Origin of the sequence: Pseudobacter sp. (assembly GCF_051955275.1) — a bacterium.
In the GTDB taxonomy this organism is placed as follows: Bacteria; Bacteroidota; Bacteroidia; order Chitinophagales; family Chitinophagaceae; genus Pseudobacter.
In genome coordinates this window covers 20,842-40,063 of the sequence record NZ_JBQCGW010000018.1, presented here as the reverse complement: position 1 = coordinate 40,063, position 19,222 = coordinate 20,842, and the positions used below count along the sequence as shown (strand labels likewise).

The window sequence follows — 19,222 nt, the reverse complement described above, 5'->3', positions numbered from 1 at the left end:
TTGAAATCCGTACCACTATAATCAATAACCACAATGGTTAAGCGAACTATACTATCCAGGCTACTTCTTTCATGCATGACGCTGGGAAGTAGCTTTTCGCTGTTTGCACAGCAGTCGTGGTTCATAGACGGCTACCATGGTGGCATCTGGGGGCATTATCCGAAGGGGTATACCAGTTTCATCTTGGATCAGCTGAACCGTCATCCGGATTGGAAGATCAACCTGGAGATTGAACCTGTTACCTGGGATGCTGTGAAGCTTGAAGATGCTGCTGCCTATGCATCCATGCAGGCGTTGATGGACACGCGCCGAGTTGAATATGTGAATCCCGCGTTTGGGCAGAGCTATCTCTTCACTGGCTCCGGCGAGAGCATGATCAGGCAGTTCAGTTACGGGATGAAAAAATTGTGGGAGCATTTTCCCGGAATCCGTTTCACTACTTATTCTACGGAGGAACCCTGCTTCACCAGTTCATTGCCTCAGGTGCTGCGCTCATTTGGTTTCAGTGCGGCCTCGCTGAAAAATCCGAATACCTGCTGGGGCGGCTATACAAGGGCATTTGGCGGCGAGCTGGTCAACTGGATCGGGCCTGATGGCAGCAGTATCCTCACGGTGCCGCGCTATGCCACCGAAGCCTTGTGGAAGACTTCCACCTGGCAAACAGCCGCCTGGAATAATGGCCGTGATTATTTGCAATCCGCCCTTGACTATGGTGTGAAGCATCCCGTTGGCATGTGCCTGCAGGATGCAGGCTGGCACAATGGTCCCTGGTTAGGTAACAGAACAGACACTTCAAAAATTCAATACACTACCTGGCGGAATTATTTTGAAAAAATAGCGGATCATACACTGGCCACAGACTGGCGGTTGAGCCAGGAAGATATCCTGGTTAGCCTGGTCTGGGGATCGCAGGTATTACAGCGCATTGCACAGCAGATCAGGAAGGCTGAAGATAAGATGGTTGCCACTGAGAAGCTGGCTGCCATAGCAACCGTGAGACATGGGTTTCAATGGCCCACAGCGGCTTTTGACCGAGCCTGGGAAAGCCTGTTACTGGCACAGCATCATGATTGCTGGATTGTACCTTACAATGGGAAGCGTGGTGATACCTGGGCGGATAAGGTCCGCAACTGGACGGCGGAAACAGAACGGATCTGCGACAGCATCAGTAAGCTTGCCAGGAAATCACTTGCATCTGAGAAGCGCGAAGACGCTTTTACCATTTTCAATACCACGGCACTTGACCGGCATGAGCTGGTTTCTATCCCGGCGACGGAAAATTCTTCTTTTAATGCCGTCAGATCTGGAAAGCAAATATTGCCTGTACAATGGACAACAAATAACAGTACCGGCAAAAAGGAATTACTGTTGAAGGCCCATGTGGCTGCAACCGGAATGCAGTTGCTGCAGCTTACAACAGGTAAGCCGCCCAAAACACCTGGTGCAACTGCAGTTCAGCGCAATGGTGTTGTTGTTCTGGAAACGGATTTATATCGCATGGTGATTGACCCTGCAAGCGGAGGCGCTATCAAAAGCCTGATCAGTAAACAATGGGGTAACAAAGAATGGATCGCTCGGGGTAATATTGCTTTCAATACACTTCATGGAAATTTCTATAACGATGGCGGGCAACTCAGCACTGCGCTGCAGCCTGCTACCGTAAATATTATCGAGAGCGGGCCGCTGCGTGTTAAAGTTGCCATCAGTGGCAGGCTGGCTGGTCATCCCCTGGAGCAGACCATCACTCTTGTTCAGGGCGAGCCACGCATCGATTGCTCCTTGCTGATCAACTGGCAAAAAAATATTGCAGTAGGTGATAACTACAAACAGGATGGAGCATACAGGGCGGAAGAGTACCGGAAAGCGTTTTATGACGACAGAAAAAAATTGTTGCTCTCGCTGCCTTTGAACCTGGAACAGCAGGTATTGCATAAGAACGCCCCATTTGATGTTACTCAAAGTAAGTTGGAAAATACACTGTTCACTACATGGGACAGCATCAGGAATAATGTGCTGTTGAACTGGGTGGATGTGGCAGATGAGGATTTCGGGATGGCGCTTTTCACTGATCATACCACGGCATACGTGCATGGAAAGGACCGGCCCCTGGAGCTGGTGGTTCAGTATTCAGGAAAAGGATTATGGGGCATGAACTATACTGTGGAAGGGCCAACCAAACTGGACTATTCATTGCTGCCACATAAAAAATCGTGGGATGGAGCGGGTTTGGAAGCGGAAAGGGCCAGACTGGCGGAGCCGCTGCAGGTGGTTGCCGGCGTGGCCAGTTCAGCAACGTCATTGATCCGGCTCAGCAAGCAGGGATGGGAACTCAGCAGCATCACCATCGAAGGAAAGGACATGCTGTTGCGGCTCTACAATGCAGCTGCAGCAGATTCGGCAGTTGAAGTATATTTACCAGTACAGCCGGCAAGGGTCATTCTGGAAAACCTCAACGGCACTGCAGTCAAATCAATTCAAACACAAAATACAGCTCAGGGCGGCGTGTTGTTTTCAGTTACTGCGCCTCGCTTTGGCTTTCGCACTGTCAGGTTGCAGAACCTGGTAAAATAAAACCGGTATGAAGAAGTATGCATTGCTCACAGCAAATATTTTTACGGTATTGATGGCAACAGCACAGAAGCAGCCTGCGGATTATGTAAACCCTTTCATTGGCGCCAGCACCAGTACCGGTAAGGCCGGGGTGTATCATGGCCTCGGCAAAACTTTTCCGGGAGCGGCAACGCCTTTCGGTATGGTGCAGCTGAGTCCTAATACCATCACCGGTGGCGATAATGGCTCGGGCTACAGTTATGAGCACAGCACCATTGAAGGCTTTGCCTTTACGCAAATGAGTGGTGTGGGCTGGTTTGGCGATCTGGGTAATTTTCTGGTGATGCCTTCAACCGGTAAACTGGAAACAGCAGCCGGGAAAGAAGATGCTCCGGAGAAAGGGGGCTATCGCTCTGTGTATGATAAGAGCAGCGAAACAGCAACTGCAGGATATTACAGCGTGCAGCTTACGGAACACCATATTAAAACGGAACTGACAGCTGCCCCGCACAGCGGCATCATCAGATTTACCTTTCCCAAACATGAGCAGTCGCGTATCCAGATAGACCTGGCGCGCAGGGTGGGCGGTACTTCAGTGATGCAGTATGTGAAAGTGGTGGATGATCATACTATTCAGGGATGGATGCGCTGTACACCTGATGGCGGAGGATGGGGTAATGGTGATGGCAAGGCCAACTACACTATTTATTTTTATGCGCAGTTCAGCAAGCCTCTTAAAAATTATGGTGTATGGAGCGCTGATATTCCTGACGACTGGAAAAGAAAACGCGAGAACATTGAAAGCGAAGTATATCAGCAGAGAATTGCTGAATCAAAAATTCTGACAGGTATAAAAGAAATGCAAGGGAAACATCTCGGTTTCTTCACCGAGTTCGCAACCGGTGAAGGAGAGCAGGTGCTGATGAAATCAGGCATTTCCCTGGTCAGTATGGATGGCGCAAAGAGAAACCTGCAGGCAGAGATCAAAGACTGGAATTTTGATACTGTTCGTAAGAATGCCCGAAAACTTTGGAACAACGCGCTCAGCAAACTCAGCATTGAAGGGGGAGACCTCAATAAGAAAACTGTGTTTTATACAGCACTTTATCATACCATGATCGATCCCCGGGCCATGGCGGATGTAGATGGACAGTATCCCGGTGGTGATCTGAAAACCCATGTGACCAGTCAGTTCACTAAACGAACCGTATTCAGTGGTTGGGATGTGTTCAGAAGCCAGATGCCCTTGCAAACCATTATCAATCCGGTGGTGGTGAATGACCTGGTGAATTCACTGGTAGAACTGGGAGATCAGACCAATAACAAATATTTTGAGCGTTGGGAATTCTTAAATGCCTACAGTGGTTGCATGCTGGGTAATCCGGCTATCTCCGTAGTAGCAGACGCTTATGCGAAAGGTATCCGCAATTTCAATGTACCCAAGGCACTGAGCTATGCCATCAACTCCAGTGAGAAATTCGGGAATGGTGAAAAGGGATATACCTCTGGAGGGCTTTCCATTGCTTACACACTTGAATATGCTTATACGGAATGGGCCACGGCGAAGCTGGCAGGCTGGTTGGGCAATAAGGAAGCAGAAAAAAAATACCTGCAACGCAGCCAGTCGTATAAAAATATCTGGGACAGTACCAAACAATGGTTCCGCCCGCGAATGGATGACGGAAGCTGGGAGCCCTGGCCGGAACAGGGGCGCCTGAAAGAATGGTATGGCTGTATGGAAGCCAATCCATATCAGCAGGGTTGGTTTATTCCCCATGATATTCCGGGAATGGTGCAACTCATGGGTGGAAAGGAAAAAGTGCTGGCCGATCTCAGCCATTTCTTTGAGAAAACGCCGGATAATATGATGTGGAATGACTATTACAATCACGCCAATGAGCCTGTGCATCATGTACCGTTTCTTTTCAACAGGTTAGGTCAGCCCTGGCTTACGCAAAAATGGACCCGTTTCATTTGCGGGAAGGCCTACAATAATTCTGTAGAAGGGCTGGTGGGTAATGAAGATGTTGGGCAGATGTCTGCCTGGTATGTGCTGGCAGCCAGTGGTCTTCATCCGGTTTGCCCGGGGGAAACCAGGTATGAGATCACCAGCCCGGTATTCAATAAGATCATTTTCCGGCTGGATCCCAAATACGCAACGGGTAAGACTTTTACTATCATCGCCAAAAACAATTCACCGGAGAATATCTATATTCAGCGTGCCATGTATAACGGTAAGGAATATGCGAAATCATATATCGATCATAAAGAAATAGCCGCAGGCGGAATTCTTCAACTTGAAATGGGCCCTTCTCCCAATCCGGCCTGGGGTAATTAGTTACACGTAAGCGGAAAGCCGGATAGCGGCTCGGGGCATTAAGCGTGACAATAGGAGTATGAACCATTCATTCATGGCCGGTGTGGACATCGGAGGATCGCATATCACAGCGGCCCTGGTAGATACGTCAACCGGCACTATCGTTCCTGAAAGCTGGCAAAGGGATTCCGTGCCTGCAGCGGGCACCGCCAATGAGATCATTGATGCATGGAGCAACGTGATCCTGACTTCATTCGGACAATCAGTACCTGCCCGCCTCGGCATTGCCATGCCTGGCCCATTCGATTATGAAGCCGGCATCTGCCTCATTCAGGGGCAGCATAAATATGAATCATTGTACGGTCTCAATATCAAAACATTGCTGGCGCAAAAGCTTGGCTTCGATATCAACAATATCAGGCTTACCAATGACGCAGCCTGTTTTTTACAAGGTGAGATATTTGCCGGTGCAGCCAAAGGTTGGTCAAACGTGACCGGTATCACGCTGGGCACCGGATTGGGTTCAGCTACCTGCATCAACAATATAGTTGCAGATGCCGCCTGGTGGAACACTCCTTTCAAAGACGGCATCGCAGAAGATTATCTTTCTTCCCGCTGGTTTGTGCAGCGTTACCGGCAGCTCACCAATGTAGCTATGCCCAATGTAAAACACATACTGGCTACCGGCGATGACGGGAAAATCAAACAGGTCTTCCATGAGTTTGGCATACACCTCGGAACATTTCTGTTGCAGCAGCAGGCCAAAGGGCTGGTGGTCATTGGTGGGAATATTGCACAGGCATTTTCATTATTCGAACAGTCTCTGAAAGCGTGCTTACTGTCGGCAGATAATCATACAGAGGTGCGTCAGGCTTTGCTGGGAGAGGATGCTGCGCTTATAGGTGCTGCTACGGCGGGGCTTGAAGGCGTTAACCGGTTTTCCCTGCAGCATGCGAACAACTGATCTGATACGATACACAATTGCGTTACTGCCATTATGAAAAATGTTACCATTAAAGATATTGCCCTGAGGGCCGGTGTGGCGCTCTCCACTGTATCTGCCGTACTCAACGGCAAGACCCGGGAGAGCAGGATCAGTGAGCAACTGGCAGACAGGGTGCGTGGTATTGCTACGGATATGGGTTATGAACCCAATCAAACGGCGGTGGCCCTGCGCACGGGAAAGACCCGCGTGTTGGGACTGATTGTGGAAGATATTTCCAATGTTTTCTTTGCAGCGTTGGCCAAGATCATTGAAGAAGAGGCAGACAGCATTGGCTATAAAGTGCTGTATTGCAGCACGGAGAACAATGAGGATAAGGCGCGTGAAAGGATCCGTATGCTGAGCCAGCGGCAGGTGGATGGATTTCTGATCATACCAACACCGGGCATGAGGGCAGAGATAGAGCGTCTGTCTGCCCAGCAGAAACCGCTGGTGTTGATGGACCGTTACTTTCCCGGACTGTTAGTTCCCCATGTGGTGGTGGACAATTACAATGGCTCTTTGATGGCCATGCAGCACCTGCTTGAAAAAGGCTACCGCAGGATTGCCTATGTTACTATCCAGCTTGACCAGGTGCAGATGCATCAGCGTCGTCAGGCTTATGATGATAGTCTCCGGAATGCCGGGCTGGCAGTGGATGAGGAACTGGTGCTGCCGCTTTCTTATTATTGCAAACCCGGCGAGTCCGTGCAGCAGATCCGGAATTTCATCAGTACCAGGCCCGGGATCGATGCAGTATTCTTTGCTACCAACTATGTAGGGGTGTATGGGCTGGAAGCCATCAAGGACCTGGGTCTCCGGATACCCTCGGACCTGGCGGTGATCTGTTTTGACGACCACGATATCTTCCGTTTGTATACACCGGGCATCACCATTGTGAAGCAGCCGGTTGACCTGATTGCGCAAACTGCTATGCAGTTGCTGATCAGGCAGTTTGAGCAGCAACCGGGGAAAGCGGCAGGGGGAAATGGGCTGCAGGTATTACAGCCTGCGCACCTGGTGATCAGGTCATCCACCTGAAGAGAAAAATATTTTTTTCCGATTGATGGCGGTGGACCCCGATTGATGTGACATTAAACATAATGAGCTATATGGAAGCGAATAAGCTAAGCCAGGTAACTGACGGGTTACAGCCAGATTGGCTCACAGGAGAGGAATGCCTGGTTTTTGAAGAATGGTACCGGAACTGCGAAAGCAATCCCGGCCTTTTGCAGCAAATGACCGGAACGGAACTGCTGGCCATGAAGCATCAGCAGTTTCAATCCATCGCCCGGCGCTTATATTCCGGAAAAAATAAACTTGTCCTGGTGGTTGTTTGATACTAATTTAGTTCATATCTATAATACGATTTGCATGTCTTGCTTGCCCCAGCACTATGCTAACCTCAATGATTCCCAGCTGTTTCAGCTGGTGAAACAAGATGATATCAAAGCGTTCGAAGCGCTTTACAGTCGCTATTGGAGCGACCTCATAGACGCTGCCTACCGTCGCCTGCAGAGCCGCGAAAAAGCGGAGGACATCATCCAGGATATTTTTGTAAGCCTCTACCAGAAAAGACATACGCTCGATATAACAGTTTCCCTGGAAGGGTATCTTTTTCAATCGCTCCGCTACAAGGTACTGAATGTGCTGCGCGACGAGCTGACGCGTACGAACTGCAGGAAGAAGATTTTTTTTAAGGAGCAATGCAAAAACGATTCGGCTGAATACTGCGACGCAAAAGAACTGAATACGCGTATCGGCAGGGTGCTGAGCTCACTGCCGGATAAGTGCCGGGAGGCATTTTTGCTGAGCAGGGAACAGAATCTGTCCAATAAAGACATCTCGCTAGGAATGAATATATCCGTTAGTACAGTAGAGAAGCATATCGGAAAGGCGTTACGGATACTGAGGAATAATTTACGGGATTATACATACAACGCATAAAATATCGTATCTTTAAGGTACTGGCGGTGGATCCCCTCCATCGCTGTGTTTATACATCTCTTCTTTTTTCAATAACCAATATTGGTATTTCTCGCTGAAGGGCTTTTGATAGCCTTGAGTTCTCTTTGTGCCTGCTCCATACAACCCTCCCGTAGGAAGGAAAACATTCTGAACTAATACCATTCTTATGCGAGTTATTTTCACGCTGGATTTTGAATTCCAGGAAAAAACCTATTCGAGTATCGTGCGGGTCATGTACACCGGAGGATTAACAGAGTATCATGTCAGGATAATGAATTCCCGGCTTGACAGGTGGTTGTATGATCATCATATCTTCATGGAATCGGAGGGCAGATTGCTTCCGGAAACTGTAAGCTGCAATCAGCGTGTGGCCTTGCTCCGCAATTCCGTGCAGGAGGCATTACATGCATGGATGCAAAACCAGCTCAGAATCATACCTCCTTCTGAACGGTTGCAACCCGGCAACCGGAATTACTTTATCTATCCCGACAATATAAAAAAGGCTAAATAACCGGTATGCAAAATAATGGTACGCTGTTTCAATTCTTTCATTGGTATTACCCGGCTGATGGTTCTTTGTGGCAGAAACTGGCGAAGAAGGTGAGCCGTTTACATGAGATTGGCGTTACGGCTGTATGGATGCCGCCCGCATTCAAAGGAAGCAAGGGGGCTGAGAGTGGGGGATATGATGTGTACGATCTCTATGATCTTGGTGAGTTTGATCAGAAAGGTTCAGTACGCACCAAATATGGCCTGCTCTCTGAATACAGGCAGGCCATCGATGCACTGCACGCCGCAGGAATACAGGCGTATGCAGACATTATACTCAATCATCTTTGTGGTGCAGACAGCACGGAAAAAATAAAGGTCAGAAAAGTAAATCCTGATAACAGGAATGAATTCATATCCGGAGAAGAGAGCATTGAAGCGGAAACAAGATTTAGTTTTCCCGGAAGGAATGGAAAATATTCTCTTTTTCAATGGGATTATCAATGTTTCAGCGGTGTGGACTATGCAAAGGACAGGAATGAAAAAGCCATCTTCAGTATTCTCAATCAATATGGAGAAGGGTGGGAGCAGGTGGCGGATACAGGACATGGTAATTATGATTTTCTGCTGGGAGCGGATATCGAATACAGGAATCCCTTTGTACGGGAAGAATTGAAACGCTGGGCGGAATGGTACTGGCAACAGACAAAGTTTGATGGAATCAGAATGGATGCCGTGAAGCATGTTAATCCGGATTTTATTTGTGAATGGATGGATCATCTCCGCAGTGCCAGCGGCAGGAATCTTTTTGCTGTCGGAGAATACTGGGCGCCTGAAAAATTGCAGGACATGCTGCATTTCATTGAGCTGACGGAGGGCAGGATGTCTTTGTTTGATGCGCCGCTGCACCATAATTTTTTCAATGCAGGGCGTGGTAAGAAAGACTACGATCTGCGGACCATTTTAGATAATACCCTTACTGCGTCCCGGCCTGAGCTTTCAGTAACCCTTGTGGGCAATCATGATACCCAACCCGGGCAGTTGCTCGAATCCTGGATCGAACCCTGGTTCAAGCCTCTTGCCTACAGTCTCATTCTTCTTCGCAATAAAGGATACCCCTGTGTATTTTATCCGGATCTCTATGGCGCCCGTTATACAACCAGTGACGACAATGGCAAAAAAAGGGAAATAGTTCTGGAGCCTGTTCCGCACCTGGAGCAACTGATAAAGCTGAGAAGCAAATATGCTTATGGGCAGCAAAGGGATTTCTTCGATAGCCCAACCTGCATTGGCTGGACGCTGGATGGCGATGCTGATCACCCGGGTTCGGGATGCGCAGTAATAATTGCAAGTATTGATAAGGCTTCCATAAAAATGGAAATCGGAAAGCAGCATTCCGGAAAAAAATTCCAGGACTACCTGGGTAATTCTAAAAATACTATACAGATCGGAGACGATGGCTGGGCTGAATTCTCCTGTGAACACAATTTCGCTGTTTGGGTACAGAAGGGGTGATCATTTGATCATCCTTTCTTTCTTTTAGCAGGAAACCATTTGCTGCTGGCGCATTAAAATGGAAGCAATAATGAAGAAGGCGCCTCCGGTTACCCCGGAGACGCCTTTGGTTTTTCTCATAAGCCATTGCTGCACCGGTCAGTTTTATTCTTTCTCTGCATTCTTCAATTTCATGAGCAGTGCAAAAGCGTTTTTCAATACCAGTTTGGTATCCGGGGTAATATTCTTACTCTCTATCTGTTGCTTGTTGCCAGCTGTGATGCCGGGTTTTACTTCCGTCATGGTGAACTGGTCACTGGCCGATTCAACAAACACATAATGCTTGTTGGCCCAGCGCACCACTGCGTCTTCCGGCACAACAAGGCTTTTCACATTTTCAACGGACAGGTCTCCGTTCATGAACATGCCGGGAACGAGATCCGCAGAATATTTATCGAAATGGCAATGTATTTCCGTGGTCCTGTTCTCATCAAAGGTTCTGTTAACCAGGATCACGCTGGCCGTATATTTCTTTTCAGGGTTGTTATTGCTGTAAGCGGATACTTTAGCGCCAACGGAAATTTTGGGAAGATCCTTTTCAAATACCCTCAGCGCCAGGTGAAGATCGGATGGGTCGATGAGCTCAAAAAGCACATCAGTAGGAGCCGTATATTTCCCGATGCTGATATTGATCTTTGAAACGAAGCCATTGACAGGAGAGATCACCGCTACTTCTTTACGGATATTTCCGGGATTGAGATTGCCAGGATCGATGCCCAGTAATTTCAGTTTTTCCGCCAGGGAATTGATGAGGATATGCTCTCGGTCCATATCTGTTTTTGCCTGTTGAAAAACCTTGTCGCTGCTGGCTTTTGTGGAATTCAGTGTGCGCTGTCTTTCAAACTCCTTCTCAAATAATTCAAAATTCGTTTTAGCGGTGAGGTAATCCTGTTGCAGCTGAATGAACTGCATGTCTTCAATATAAGCGAGCACCTGTCCTTTTTTTACGGCCTTGCCTGGAAGCATGCTGGTAGACCTGATATAACCTCCCAGCGGGAAACTGAGCTTTACCGTATTCTGAGGCGGCACATCCACGATACCCTGCAAGGCAATGGTACTGCTGATATTTTCAAATTGCGGCAGGCCTACTTCAATGCCTGTACTGCTTTTTTGCTGGGCAGTGAGCAACACTGTTTGTTCCTCTGCAGCTGTGGAATCCGCAGCCGCAGTAATTTGGCTTTCCTTGCTGTTGTTTCCGCCGCAGGCTGTCAGTAACAGCACAGCGATGCAGCTGTATATGAATTGTTTCATTGTAAGCTTATTTGTTGTTCAGTTTGTGTAATTGAATAGCAGCCTGGTTGTATCCGTTGAGATGATTGATGTATTCGTTTTGAATACCTATTGCCTGGTTCACAAGGATCACCCATTGCAGATAATCGATGTCTCCGGCCTGGAACTGCTGATCTGCTGTGCTGATCATTAATGCCGCATTCTTCAGTCCGCTGGTTTCGTAATACTTCAGGGTTTCTCCGAATTTTGATACCTCCTGTTTTGCAATGCGGAGTTCTGTCTTGAGCTGCTCTTCCACCTGTAATGCCTGTCTTGCTCCGGACTCCCAGGCCAGTTTTGCGGCCCTGGCCCTGGCGGCCTGCGCGCCATAAAACAGTGGCAGGCTGATACCGGCGCTTACATAACTGAAACGATGGCTGCTGTTGTAGAATACTTCCCTGCCACCGATATTCTGCATACCCTGTAAGCTCTGGTTATTATAACCAAGGGTGATATCGGGTAATTGCTTTGAGCGCTCCAACTGATAACGGTTGTATTCATTACCTGCTATGAGGTTAGCCTTTACAAAAGCGGGAAGTTCGCTGACAGTTGCATCATCTGCCAGTAAAGGTTCCTGGAACTTTGAGTCAGTTGATTCGGGAATATATGCAGTGGAGTCCTGCAACAGGAAATTGAAACGGCGCAGCGCTATTGCCATATCCGTCTGCAGCAGGCGCAGCTGCATGCTGATCTGTTGCCTTTGTGTTTCCGCTGCTGTTTTTTCCAGGATATTGGCAGCGCCACTTTCAAAGCGCTTGTTTGATTTTGATTCAAACAAACTGTAAATACTATCGGCATACTGAAGCAGGGTTTGCCGCTTCATCATGGAAATATATTCAAAGAAAATTCCACGTACCTGCGCCTGCAGTTCAAGTTCAGTGAGCCTCGTATCCTGTTGCGCGATCTGAAAATCCGTCTTCAGGATTTTAGATTGATTCTTATATACAGCCGGGAAACTGATGGTCTGGTTGATGCCGAAACGGGTATCGTTATATGCGCTGTTCACGCGTCCATAGTCTCCTGAAAATTGTGTCTTGGCGGGGTCAAACCCTGATCTGGTGAGTTTTTCAGCGGCCTGCTGTTGCAACCTGCTGCCTTGCAGCTGCAGGTTGTTGCGGGTTGCCAGCTGCAGGGATTGCTGCAGGCTCACCGGTTTGTAAGTGCTTTGCTGTGCTGTTGCAGCAGTAGCAAGACCCAGGCAGAGCAGTACTGCCGCTACAGGTTTCTTCATTCGTTTTACAGTTGAGCGATTGAATAAAAGGTACAATGCAGGCAATACGAAAAGCGTAAGGAAGGTGGCGGAGATCAATCCCCCTATCACTACGGTTGCCAGTGGCCGCTGCACCTCGGCACCTGCGCCATTACTCATGGCCATCGGTAAGAATCCGAGGGACGCCACAGCGGCTGTCATCAATACAGGTCTGAGTCTGTTCTTTGTACCTGTGAGAATCAATTGAAGTGTATCAGTGATCTGTCCTTCTTTTTTGATGCGGTTGAATTCAGAGATCAGTACGATCCCATTCAAAACGGCCACACCAAATAAGGCAATGAACCCTACACCTGCCGAGATGCTGAAAGGCATATCCCGCATGGCGAGGGCAAACACGCCGCCGATGGCTGAAAGAGGAATAGCAGTATAGATGAGGATACTTTCCTTGAAGGATGAAAATGCAAAATACAACATGGCGAAGATCAGCAGCAGCGCTACGGGCACCGCAACACTCAATCGTTTCCTGGCCTGTTGCAGGTTTTCAAAAGCACCGCCATAACTGACGGTATAACCCGGTTCCATTTTCAGGCCTTTGCCCACTTTGGTTTGCAACTCCTCCACAATGGATTGTACGTCCCTGCCGCGCACGTTGAATCCAACAATAATGCGGCGTCTGGTGTTCTCTCGTTGGATCTGATTGGGGCCTTCTATTTCCTGGATGCTGGCAACCTGGTGCAGGGGGATCTGCAAGCCGGTTGCGGTAGTTACCTGAAGGTTTCTCACATGCTCGATATTCCTTCTTCCTTCATCACCCACACGGACAGTGAGGTCGAAGCTTTTCTCACCTTCATAGATTTTTCCGGCAGCGGCGCCTGCAAATGCCGAGTTGATGGTGGTATTGATGTTCCCGATATCGAGTCCGTATTTGGAGATCTCATCCCTGTTGAAATCTATCACTATCTGCGGCATGCCGGTAACGGTTTCAATATACCAGTCTGCCGTGCCATCCACAGTTTTTGCGATACTACCCAGTTCGCCGGCATAGGTGGCCAGTTTTTCCAGGTCCTCTCCGAAGATCTTGCAAACCACGTCCTGCTTGGCTCCTGTCATCAGTTCATTGAAGCGCATCTGTACCGGGTACTGAAATCCGGTAGTAACCCCGGGCACTACTTCCTGTGCTGTGGCAGACATTTTATCGGCGAGTTCGGCAAAGCCTTTGGCACTGGTCCATTTCTTTTTGTCTTTCAATACAATGATCATATCACCACCTTCGATGGGCATGGGATCAGTTGGGATCTCTGCACTGCCGATGCGGGAAACGATCTTCTCTACTTCGGGGTATCTTGCTTTGAGTGTATCCGATATGCGGTTGATGGCTTCAACGGTGGTGGAGAGGTTGGTGCCCACCAGCAATCTGGTTTCCACTGCAAAATCACCTTCTTCCAGTTGCGGAATGAATTCGCCTCCCATGCGGGTGAACATGAATACAGCCAGGGCGAAAAGCAGGAAGGTGGCGGCTACTACCAGTCTTCTTACATGCAGTACGCGCCTGAGAATACTTTGATAGAATACAGCAGCCTTATCCATGATCCTTTCAGACAGGTTCAGTTTATGCGGAATCTTTTTGCTGATCAGCAAAGAACTGATCATCGGTACATAAGTAAGCGATAAGATGAAGGCGCCCAGGATGGCGAAGGCAACGGTTTGCGCCATCGGCTTGAACATCTTTCCTTCGATCCCTGTGAGTGAAAGGATCGGCAGGTAAACGATCAGGATGATGATCTGCCCGAACACTGCCGCATTCATCATTCGCGAAGCGGAGGAAGAAACAGCATCATTCAATTCCGTTTGAGAGATGTTTCTGGTGTGCGCAAATTTTTTGGAAGAGTGAATATAGTGGAGGATGGCTTCCACAATGATCACAGCTCCATCTACGATCAGGCCGAAGTCGAGCGCGCCCAGGCTCATCAGGTTGCCACTGACACCGAATGTGTTCATCATGGCAACGGCAAAGAGCATCGACAATGGGATCACCGATGCCACGATCAGTCCGGCACGCAGGTTGCCGAGGAAAAGTACCAGCACCAATACAACTATCAGTGCGCCTTCCAGCAGGTTGTGCTCAACGGTGCCAATAGCGTTGTTCACCATTTTTGTTCTGTCGAGGAAGGGCTCGATCACCAGTCCTTCTGGCAGTGTTTTCTGGATCTCTGTGATGCGCTCCTTCACGGTTTCGATCACCTGGGAGGAATTGCCTCCTTTGATCATCATCACGATGCCTCCGCACACTTCTCCCTGTCCTGCCATGGTGAGCGCGCCATAACGTACTGCCGATCCTGGTCTTACCTCAGCTACATGACTGATGAGGACTGGAGCGCCATTGTTGACCTTCACCACAATCTTGTTGATATCGGCCACTGACCTGGTGAGGCCTACACTTCTTATGAAGAGAACAGCGGGACCTTTTTCGATATAAGCGCCGCCGGTATTCTGGTTATTTCTTTTCAGGGCTGCAAATACATCGGAGATGCTGATGTTCATGGCTTTCAGCCTGGCAGGGTTAACGGCCACTTCATATTGTTTCAGAATACCTCCGAAAGTGGAAACATCTGCCACGCCGGGAGTTCCCAGCAGCTGGCGTTTGACTGACCAGTCCTGGATGGTGCGGAGGTCCGACAAAGAGTAAGTGGATTCATATCCTTTCTCAACCCTCAGTACGTATTGATAGATCTCTCCAAGGCCGGTTGTAACAGGGGCCAGGGAAGGTGTGTTGGCGTTTTCATTGATTTCTACCTGCGAAAGTCTTTCTGTGACCTGTTGCCGGGCCCAGTAGATATCCACCTCATCGTCAAAAACGATAGAGATCAGCGACAGGCCGAATCTCGATAAGCTCCGGCTTTCTTTAACACCGGGTACATTGCTTACGGCGAGCTCTATGGGGAAAGTGATCAGCCTTTCAACATCTTCTGCGCCCAGTGCGGGAGCAGTGGTGATCACCTGCACCTGGTTATTGGTGATATCCGGTACTGCGTCGATAGGTAATTGGGTGAGCTGGTAGGATCCATACACAACCCATACCAATATGAATACTGCAATTGCCAGTTTGTTCCTGACAGAAAATTTTATTATCCTGTTAAGCATAATGTAAGAGTCTATGATGCACGAATGATTAGCCATATGCCTTGATGGCAGTGGGTTTCAGACAGCGTTATAGCTGTAAAGACGGGAGGGAACATTATGCTCTCGGAGGACGGAAGAGGGATTGTCCGGCAGGATTGAAATAGAATTCGGGCTTTTCAATATTGAAATCTTTTTCAACGGCCCAGTTATGCGGCGTTACTACTGCAATCTTATTGGTGGAGATGAAAAGGAAAGAGAAGAGGTTGATGTCGTATTTTTTGAAAGGCAGTTGCATGTCTTTCTCATCGTCATCATCATTGAAATCTTCGCCCCAGTAGTGCATGGCGAGATATTGTAGCATACCTACTTCCGGGTTGAGCGCCTTGTGTTCCTGCAGGTGCTCGAACAGTTTGGGCAACTTGACCAGCTGCACCATATTGGTGAACTGCCCAATCAGCACCAGGAGTAATATGTGAAGAACACACCTTTTCACGGGGCAAAGGTAAAAGGGTGCTGCCACATCTGCAAAACCAATCTGTATTGTGCGGAAAAGGTAATATGGGGGATGGATGTGGGTCTTGATAAGTAAGTACAAGAAATTTTCAACCTGATTACAATAAACCTTGCAAAAGGTCTTCTAAGTGTAGTGTCAGCAAGAGTTTTTTATTGAAACCGTTCATCATTTTGAACGCTCGTTAGTCAGGCTTATCCAATAAATGAGAGGGTTTGCATAGTAAAAAACCGACTTGACACATATTCTCATATTTTCATGGCTATTAAAACAAGAACTCAGAATGCGTAAAACAATTTTTCTGATGAGTGCCGGACTTCTTCTCGCGTCGGCAAGCATCGCCCAGCGGAAAAAGGCACCCTCCCCGGCTCCGCAACCTGCTGACACCACAAAAAAGCCAATGACCGGCGGCATGACCAATATGCCCGGCATGATGAACCGTGGTGGCGCTCCTAAAGCAGGCCCCAAACCCTACAGTGAAGTGATCACATCCAAGGCTGTAACCAGACCAGGCATGTTCACTGTTCACAAACAGGATGACCGTTATTACTTCGAGATCCCCGATTCACTGATCACCCGTGATGTACTGGTGGTGAGCCGTATCTCCAAATCAGCCGCTGGTGGCCGTGCCCAGATGATGGGTTATGGTGGCGACCAGATCAATGAAAGCGTGATCAGGTTTGAAAAAGGACCAGATGATCGTCTTTTCCTGAAGTCTATCTCCTATACCGAGTATAGCGCTGATACTACAGAGAACGGTATGTACAGGTCTGTGATCAACTCCAACCTGCAACCAATTTCTGCAGCATTCGATATCAAAGCCATCAATAAAGAAAAAGGTACAGTGGTTATCGATGTGACCGAGTACCTGGCTGGCGACAATGATATCCTTTTCTTTGAAGCTTCTGCAAAGCGTGCGCTGGGCCTCTCTTCCATGAACCCGGGCGCTTCTTATATTGCTGAAGTGAAATCTTTCCCATCCAACGTTGAGATCAAGACCGTAAAAACTTACGTGAAGACCAGCGGTGGTGGCATGATGCCTGGCATGGCACCAGGCGGTGGTGCTTCAGGCCCTGCTACTTTTGAGCTCAACAGCTCACTGGTACTGCTTCCCAAGGTTCCCATGAAAGCACGTCATTTCGATCCCCGTGTTGGTTACTTCGCTACCGGTTATACCGATTTCGATGCAAACCCTCAAGGTGTGAAAAGAGTAACCATGATCACACGCTGGAAGCTTGAGCCAAAACCCGAAGACGTTGAAAAATACAAAAGGGGAGAGCTGGTAGAGCCTCAGCATCCGATCGTTTATTATATCGATCCTGCTACTCCCAAAAAATGGGTTTCTTACCTGATCCAGGGTGTGAATGACTGGCAGGTTGCTTTCGAGAAAGCTGGTTTCAAAAATGCCATCTACGCACTGGAAGCTCCCAAGAACGACTCAACCTGGAGCGTAGAAGATGCACGTCACAACGTGATCGTTTACAAACCTTCTGATATTCCAAATGCGAGCGGCCCTCACGTACACGATCCCCGCAGCGGTGAGATCATGGAAACGCACGTAAACTGGTATCATAACGTAATGAGCCTGGTGCGCAACTGGTACATGATCCAGGCAGCACCCATCGATCCTAAAGCACGCAAAATGCAATTCGATGACGAACTGATGGGGCAACTGATCCGTTTCGTTTCTTCTCATGAGGTTGGCCATACATTAGGTCTGCGCCACAACTTCGGTTCTTCTTCTACAGTTCCTGTAGAGAACCTGCGTAACAAGGCATGGGTTGAAGCTAATGGACATACTCCATCTATCATGGACTATGCACGTTTCAACTACATTGCACAACCTGAAGATAATATCTCTGAAAAAGGCATCTTCCCACGCATTGGTGAGTATGATATCTGGGCTATCGAGTGGGGTTACAAATGGAAACCTGAGTTCAAGACCGCTGCTGATGAAGCAACATGGTCTAACAAATGGATCATTGAAAGACTGACTGCCAACAAGCGTCTCTGGTTTGGTACAGAAATGGACCGTGATGATCCACGTTGCCAGAGCGAAGACCTGGGAGACAATGCCATGAAGGCAAGCACTTATGGCATCAAGAACCTGAAACGCGTACTGGCAGGAATTCCTGAGTGGACCAAAGAAGCCAATGAAGATTATTCCAACCTGTCCACTCTTTATAAAGAAGTAGTTGGACAATACCAAAGGTATATGGGCCACGTTGTGAAAAACATCGGTGGTATTGAAACAACACCTAAAACCATCGAGCAAGGTGGTGATGTGTATGAGTTCACAACCAAAGCCCGTCAGAAAGAAGCGATGAGCTTCCTGCAGGATCAACTGTTCACCACTCCTTCCTGGTTGCTGGATTATAAACTGCTGGGTGTTACGGGTGTGAACCCCGGTACCCAGCTGGCATCTATCCAGGTAGGTGTTGCGCAGCGTCTGATGAACCCTGCCACGCTCGGAAAGCTCGATATGTTTGAAGCAACCAAAGGTGCTGCTGCCTACACTTCCACTGAAATGCTCAGTGATCTGAAGAAAGGTATCTGGAGTGAACTGGCTTCGCATAAAGCCATCGATCCTCAGCGCCGTATGCTGCAAAAAGGATATGTTGATGCACTGATCGGCATTGTTGCTCCTGCTCCTGCTGCTCCTGCACAGGGAATGCCAGGCATGATGCCTGCCGGTGGTGGCGCCAAGATCTCTGACGCCTACTCCCTGCTGAAAGGTCATGCACGCAGCCTGCAAGCTGAAATCAAAGCTGCCATTGCAACTGCTCCTAACCAGGCTACACGCCTGCACCTGCAGGATGTTGCCGGAAGGTTGAGCGATGCACTGGATAAGAAATAGTTTCTCTTTACACGAGTGTTTAAAAGGGGGCGACCAAGGTTAGCCCCCTTTTATTTTGCAGGGCCCAGTCGCTCGCGTCCCCCGCGAGTGACTTCTATTTGCCAGCCTCCGGCGAGCGACTGCTCCCCGATAAAATGGAACTCACTTCGGGAACGGATTCCTGAAAATGGAAAAATATTCCGGAATTGGGACGGTTGGGAGAAGTTGAGTTTTGTGGAATCCAGTCCTGGCAAGGGTTTCAGGATTGGCATACTGTTAGAATACTCTATTATAGTTTTTCATAGGATTAATGGAAGAAAATAACTGGCTGGATTTCTATCCGGCCTTTTCCTTTTTACCACTTAATGTAGATTAAGAGAAATTCTTAATGTATGTCATTGGTGAAAATGCCGCCG

At 48.4% G+C, this 19,222-nt stretch carries 12 protein-coding genes; 9 read left to right on the top strand and 3 right to left on the bottom strand.

The genetic code is table 11. From position 1 onward, the window contains the following. Positions 1–75: 75 nt before the first annotated feature. From ACTHMC_RS02220 to ACTHMC_RS02185, 8 genes are all read left to right on the top strand, one after another. Positions 76–2,571 (top strand): glycoside hydrolase family 38 C-terminal domain-containing protein, encoded by a 2,496-nt coding sequence (locus ACTHMC_RS02220; RefSeq protein WP_440410441.1) that lies wholly within the window; start codon positions 76–78, stop codon positions 2,569–2,571. 7 nt (positions 2,572–2,578) lie between these two features. Then, on the top strand, positions 2,579–4,888 hold the full coding sequence (locus ACTHMC_RS02215) for a GH92 family glycosyl hydrolase (protein WP_440410439.1): 2,310 nt from the start codon (positions 2,579–2,581) through the stop codon (positions 4,886–4,888). Between the two features lie 58 nt (positions 4,889–4,946). Next, positions 4,947–5,831, top strand: coding sequence for an ROK family protein (locus ACTHMC_RS02210; protein ID WP_440410438.1), 885 nt, complete (start codon positions 4,947–4,949; stop codon positions 5,829–5,831). 33 nt (positions 5,832–5,864) lie between these two features. Continuing rightward, on the top strand, positions 5,865–6,890 hold the full coding sequence (locus tag ACTHMC_RS02205; protein WP_440410436.1) for a LacI family DNA-binding transcriptional regulator: 1,026 nt from the start codon (positions 5,865–5,867) through the stop codon (positions 6,888–6,890). Positions 6,891–6,961: 71 nt separating this feature from the next. Next, a complete protein-coding gene (locus ACTHMC_RS02200; protein WP_440410434.1) occupies positions 6,962–7,189 on the top strand; it encodes a hypothetical protein in 228 nt (75 codons plus the stop codon). A gap of 34 nt (positions 7,190–7,223) precedes the next feature. Next, complete coding sequence (locus tag ACTHMC_RS02195; RefSeq protein ID WP_440410432.1) at positions 7,224–7,796, top strand: RNA polymerase sigma-70 factor; 573 nt, start codon at positions 7,224–7,226, stop codon at positions 7,794–7,796. Positions 7,797–7,983: 187 nt separating this feature from the next. Then, on the top strand, positions 7,984–8,328 hold the full coding sequence (locus ACTHMC_RS02190; RefSeq protein WP_440410430.1) for a hypothetical protein: 345 nt from the start codon (positions 7,984–7,986) through the stop codon (positions 8,326–8,328). A 5-nt stretch (positions 8,329–8,333) separates the two neighbouring features. Continuing rightward, positions 8,334–9,821: an alpha-amylase gene (locus ACTHMC_RS02185; protein ID WP_440410428.1), complete on the top strand. Its 1,488-nt coding sequence runs from the start codon at positions 8,334–8,336 to the stop codon at positions 9,819–9,821. 144 nt (positions 9,822–9,965) lie between these two features. On the opposite strand, the gene ACTHMC_RS02180 is transcribed toward ACTHMC_RS02185, so the two are convergent. From ACTHMC_RS02180 to ACTHMC_RS02170, 3 genes are all read right to left on the bottom strand, one after another. Then, on the bottom strand, positions 9,966–11,111 hold the full coding sequence (locus ACTHMC_RS02180) for an efflux RND transporter periplasmic adaptor subunit (protein WP_440410426.1): 1,146 nt from the start codon (positions 11,109–11,111) through the stop codon (positions 9,966–9,968). A gap of 7 nt (positions 11,112–11,118) precedes the next feature. Next, positions 11,119–15,480, bottom strand: coding sequence for a CusA/CzcA family heavy metal efflux RND transporter (locus tag ACTHMC_RS02175; protein ID WP_440410424.1), 4,362 nt, complete (start codon positions 15,478–15,480; stop codon positions 11,119–11,121). A 94-nt stretch (positions 15,481–15,574) separates the two neighbouring features. Further along, positions 15,575–15,952 carry a hypothetical protein gene (locus ACTHMC_RS02170; RefSeq protein ID WP_440410423.1) on the bottom strand — a complete coding sequence of 126 codons (378 nt, stop codon included), beginning with the start codon at positions 15,950–15,952 and terminating at the stop codon, positions 15,575–15,577. Between the two features lie 301 nt (positions 15,953–16,253). Between ACTHMC_RS02170 and ACTHMC_RS02165 the strand changes: the two genes are divergently transcribed. Next, positions 16,254–18,827 (top strand): zinc-dependent metalloprotease, encoded by a 2,574-nt coding sequence (locus ACTHMC_RS02165; protein WP_440410422.1) that lies wholly within the window; start codon positions 16,254–16,256, stop codon positions 18,825–18,827. Positions 18,828–19,222: the final 395 nt, after the last annotated feature.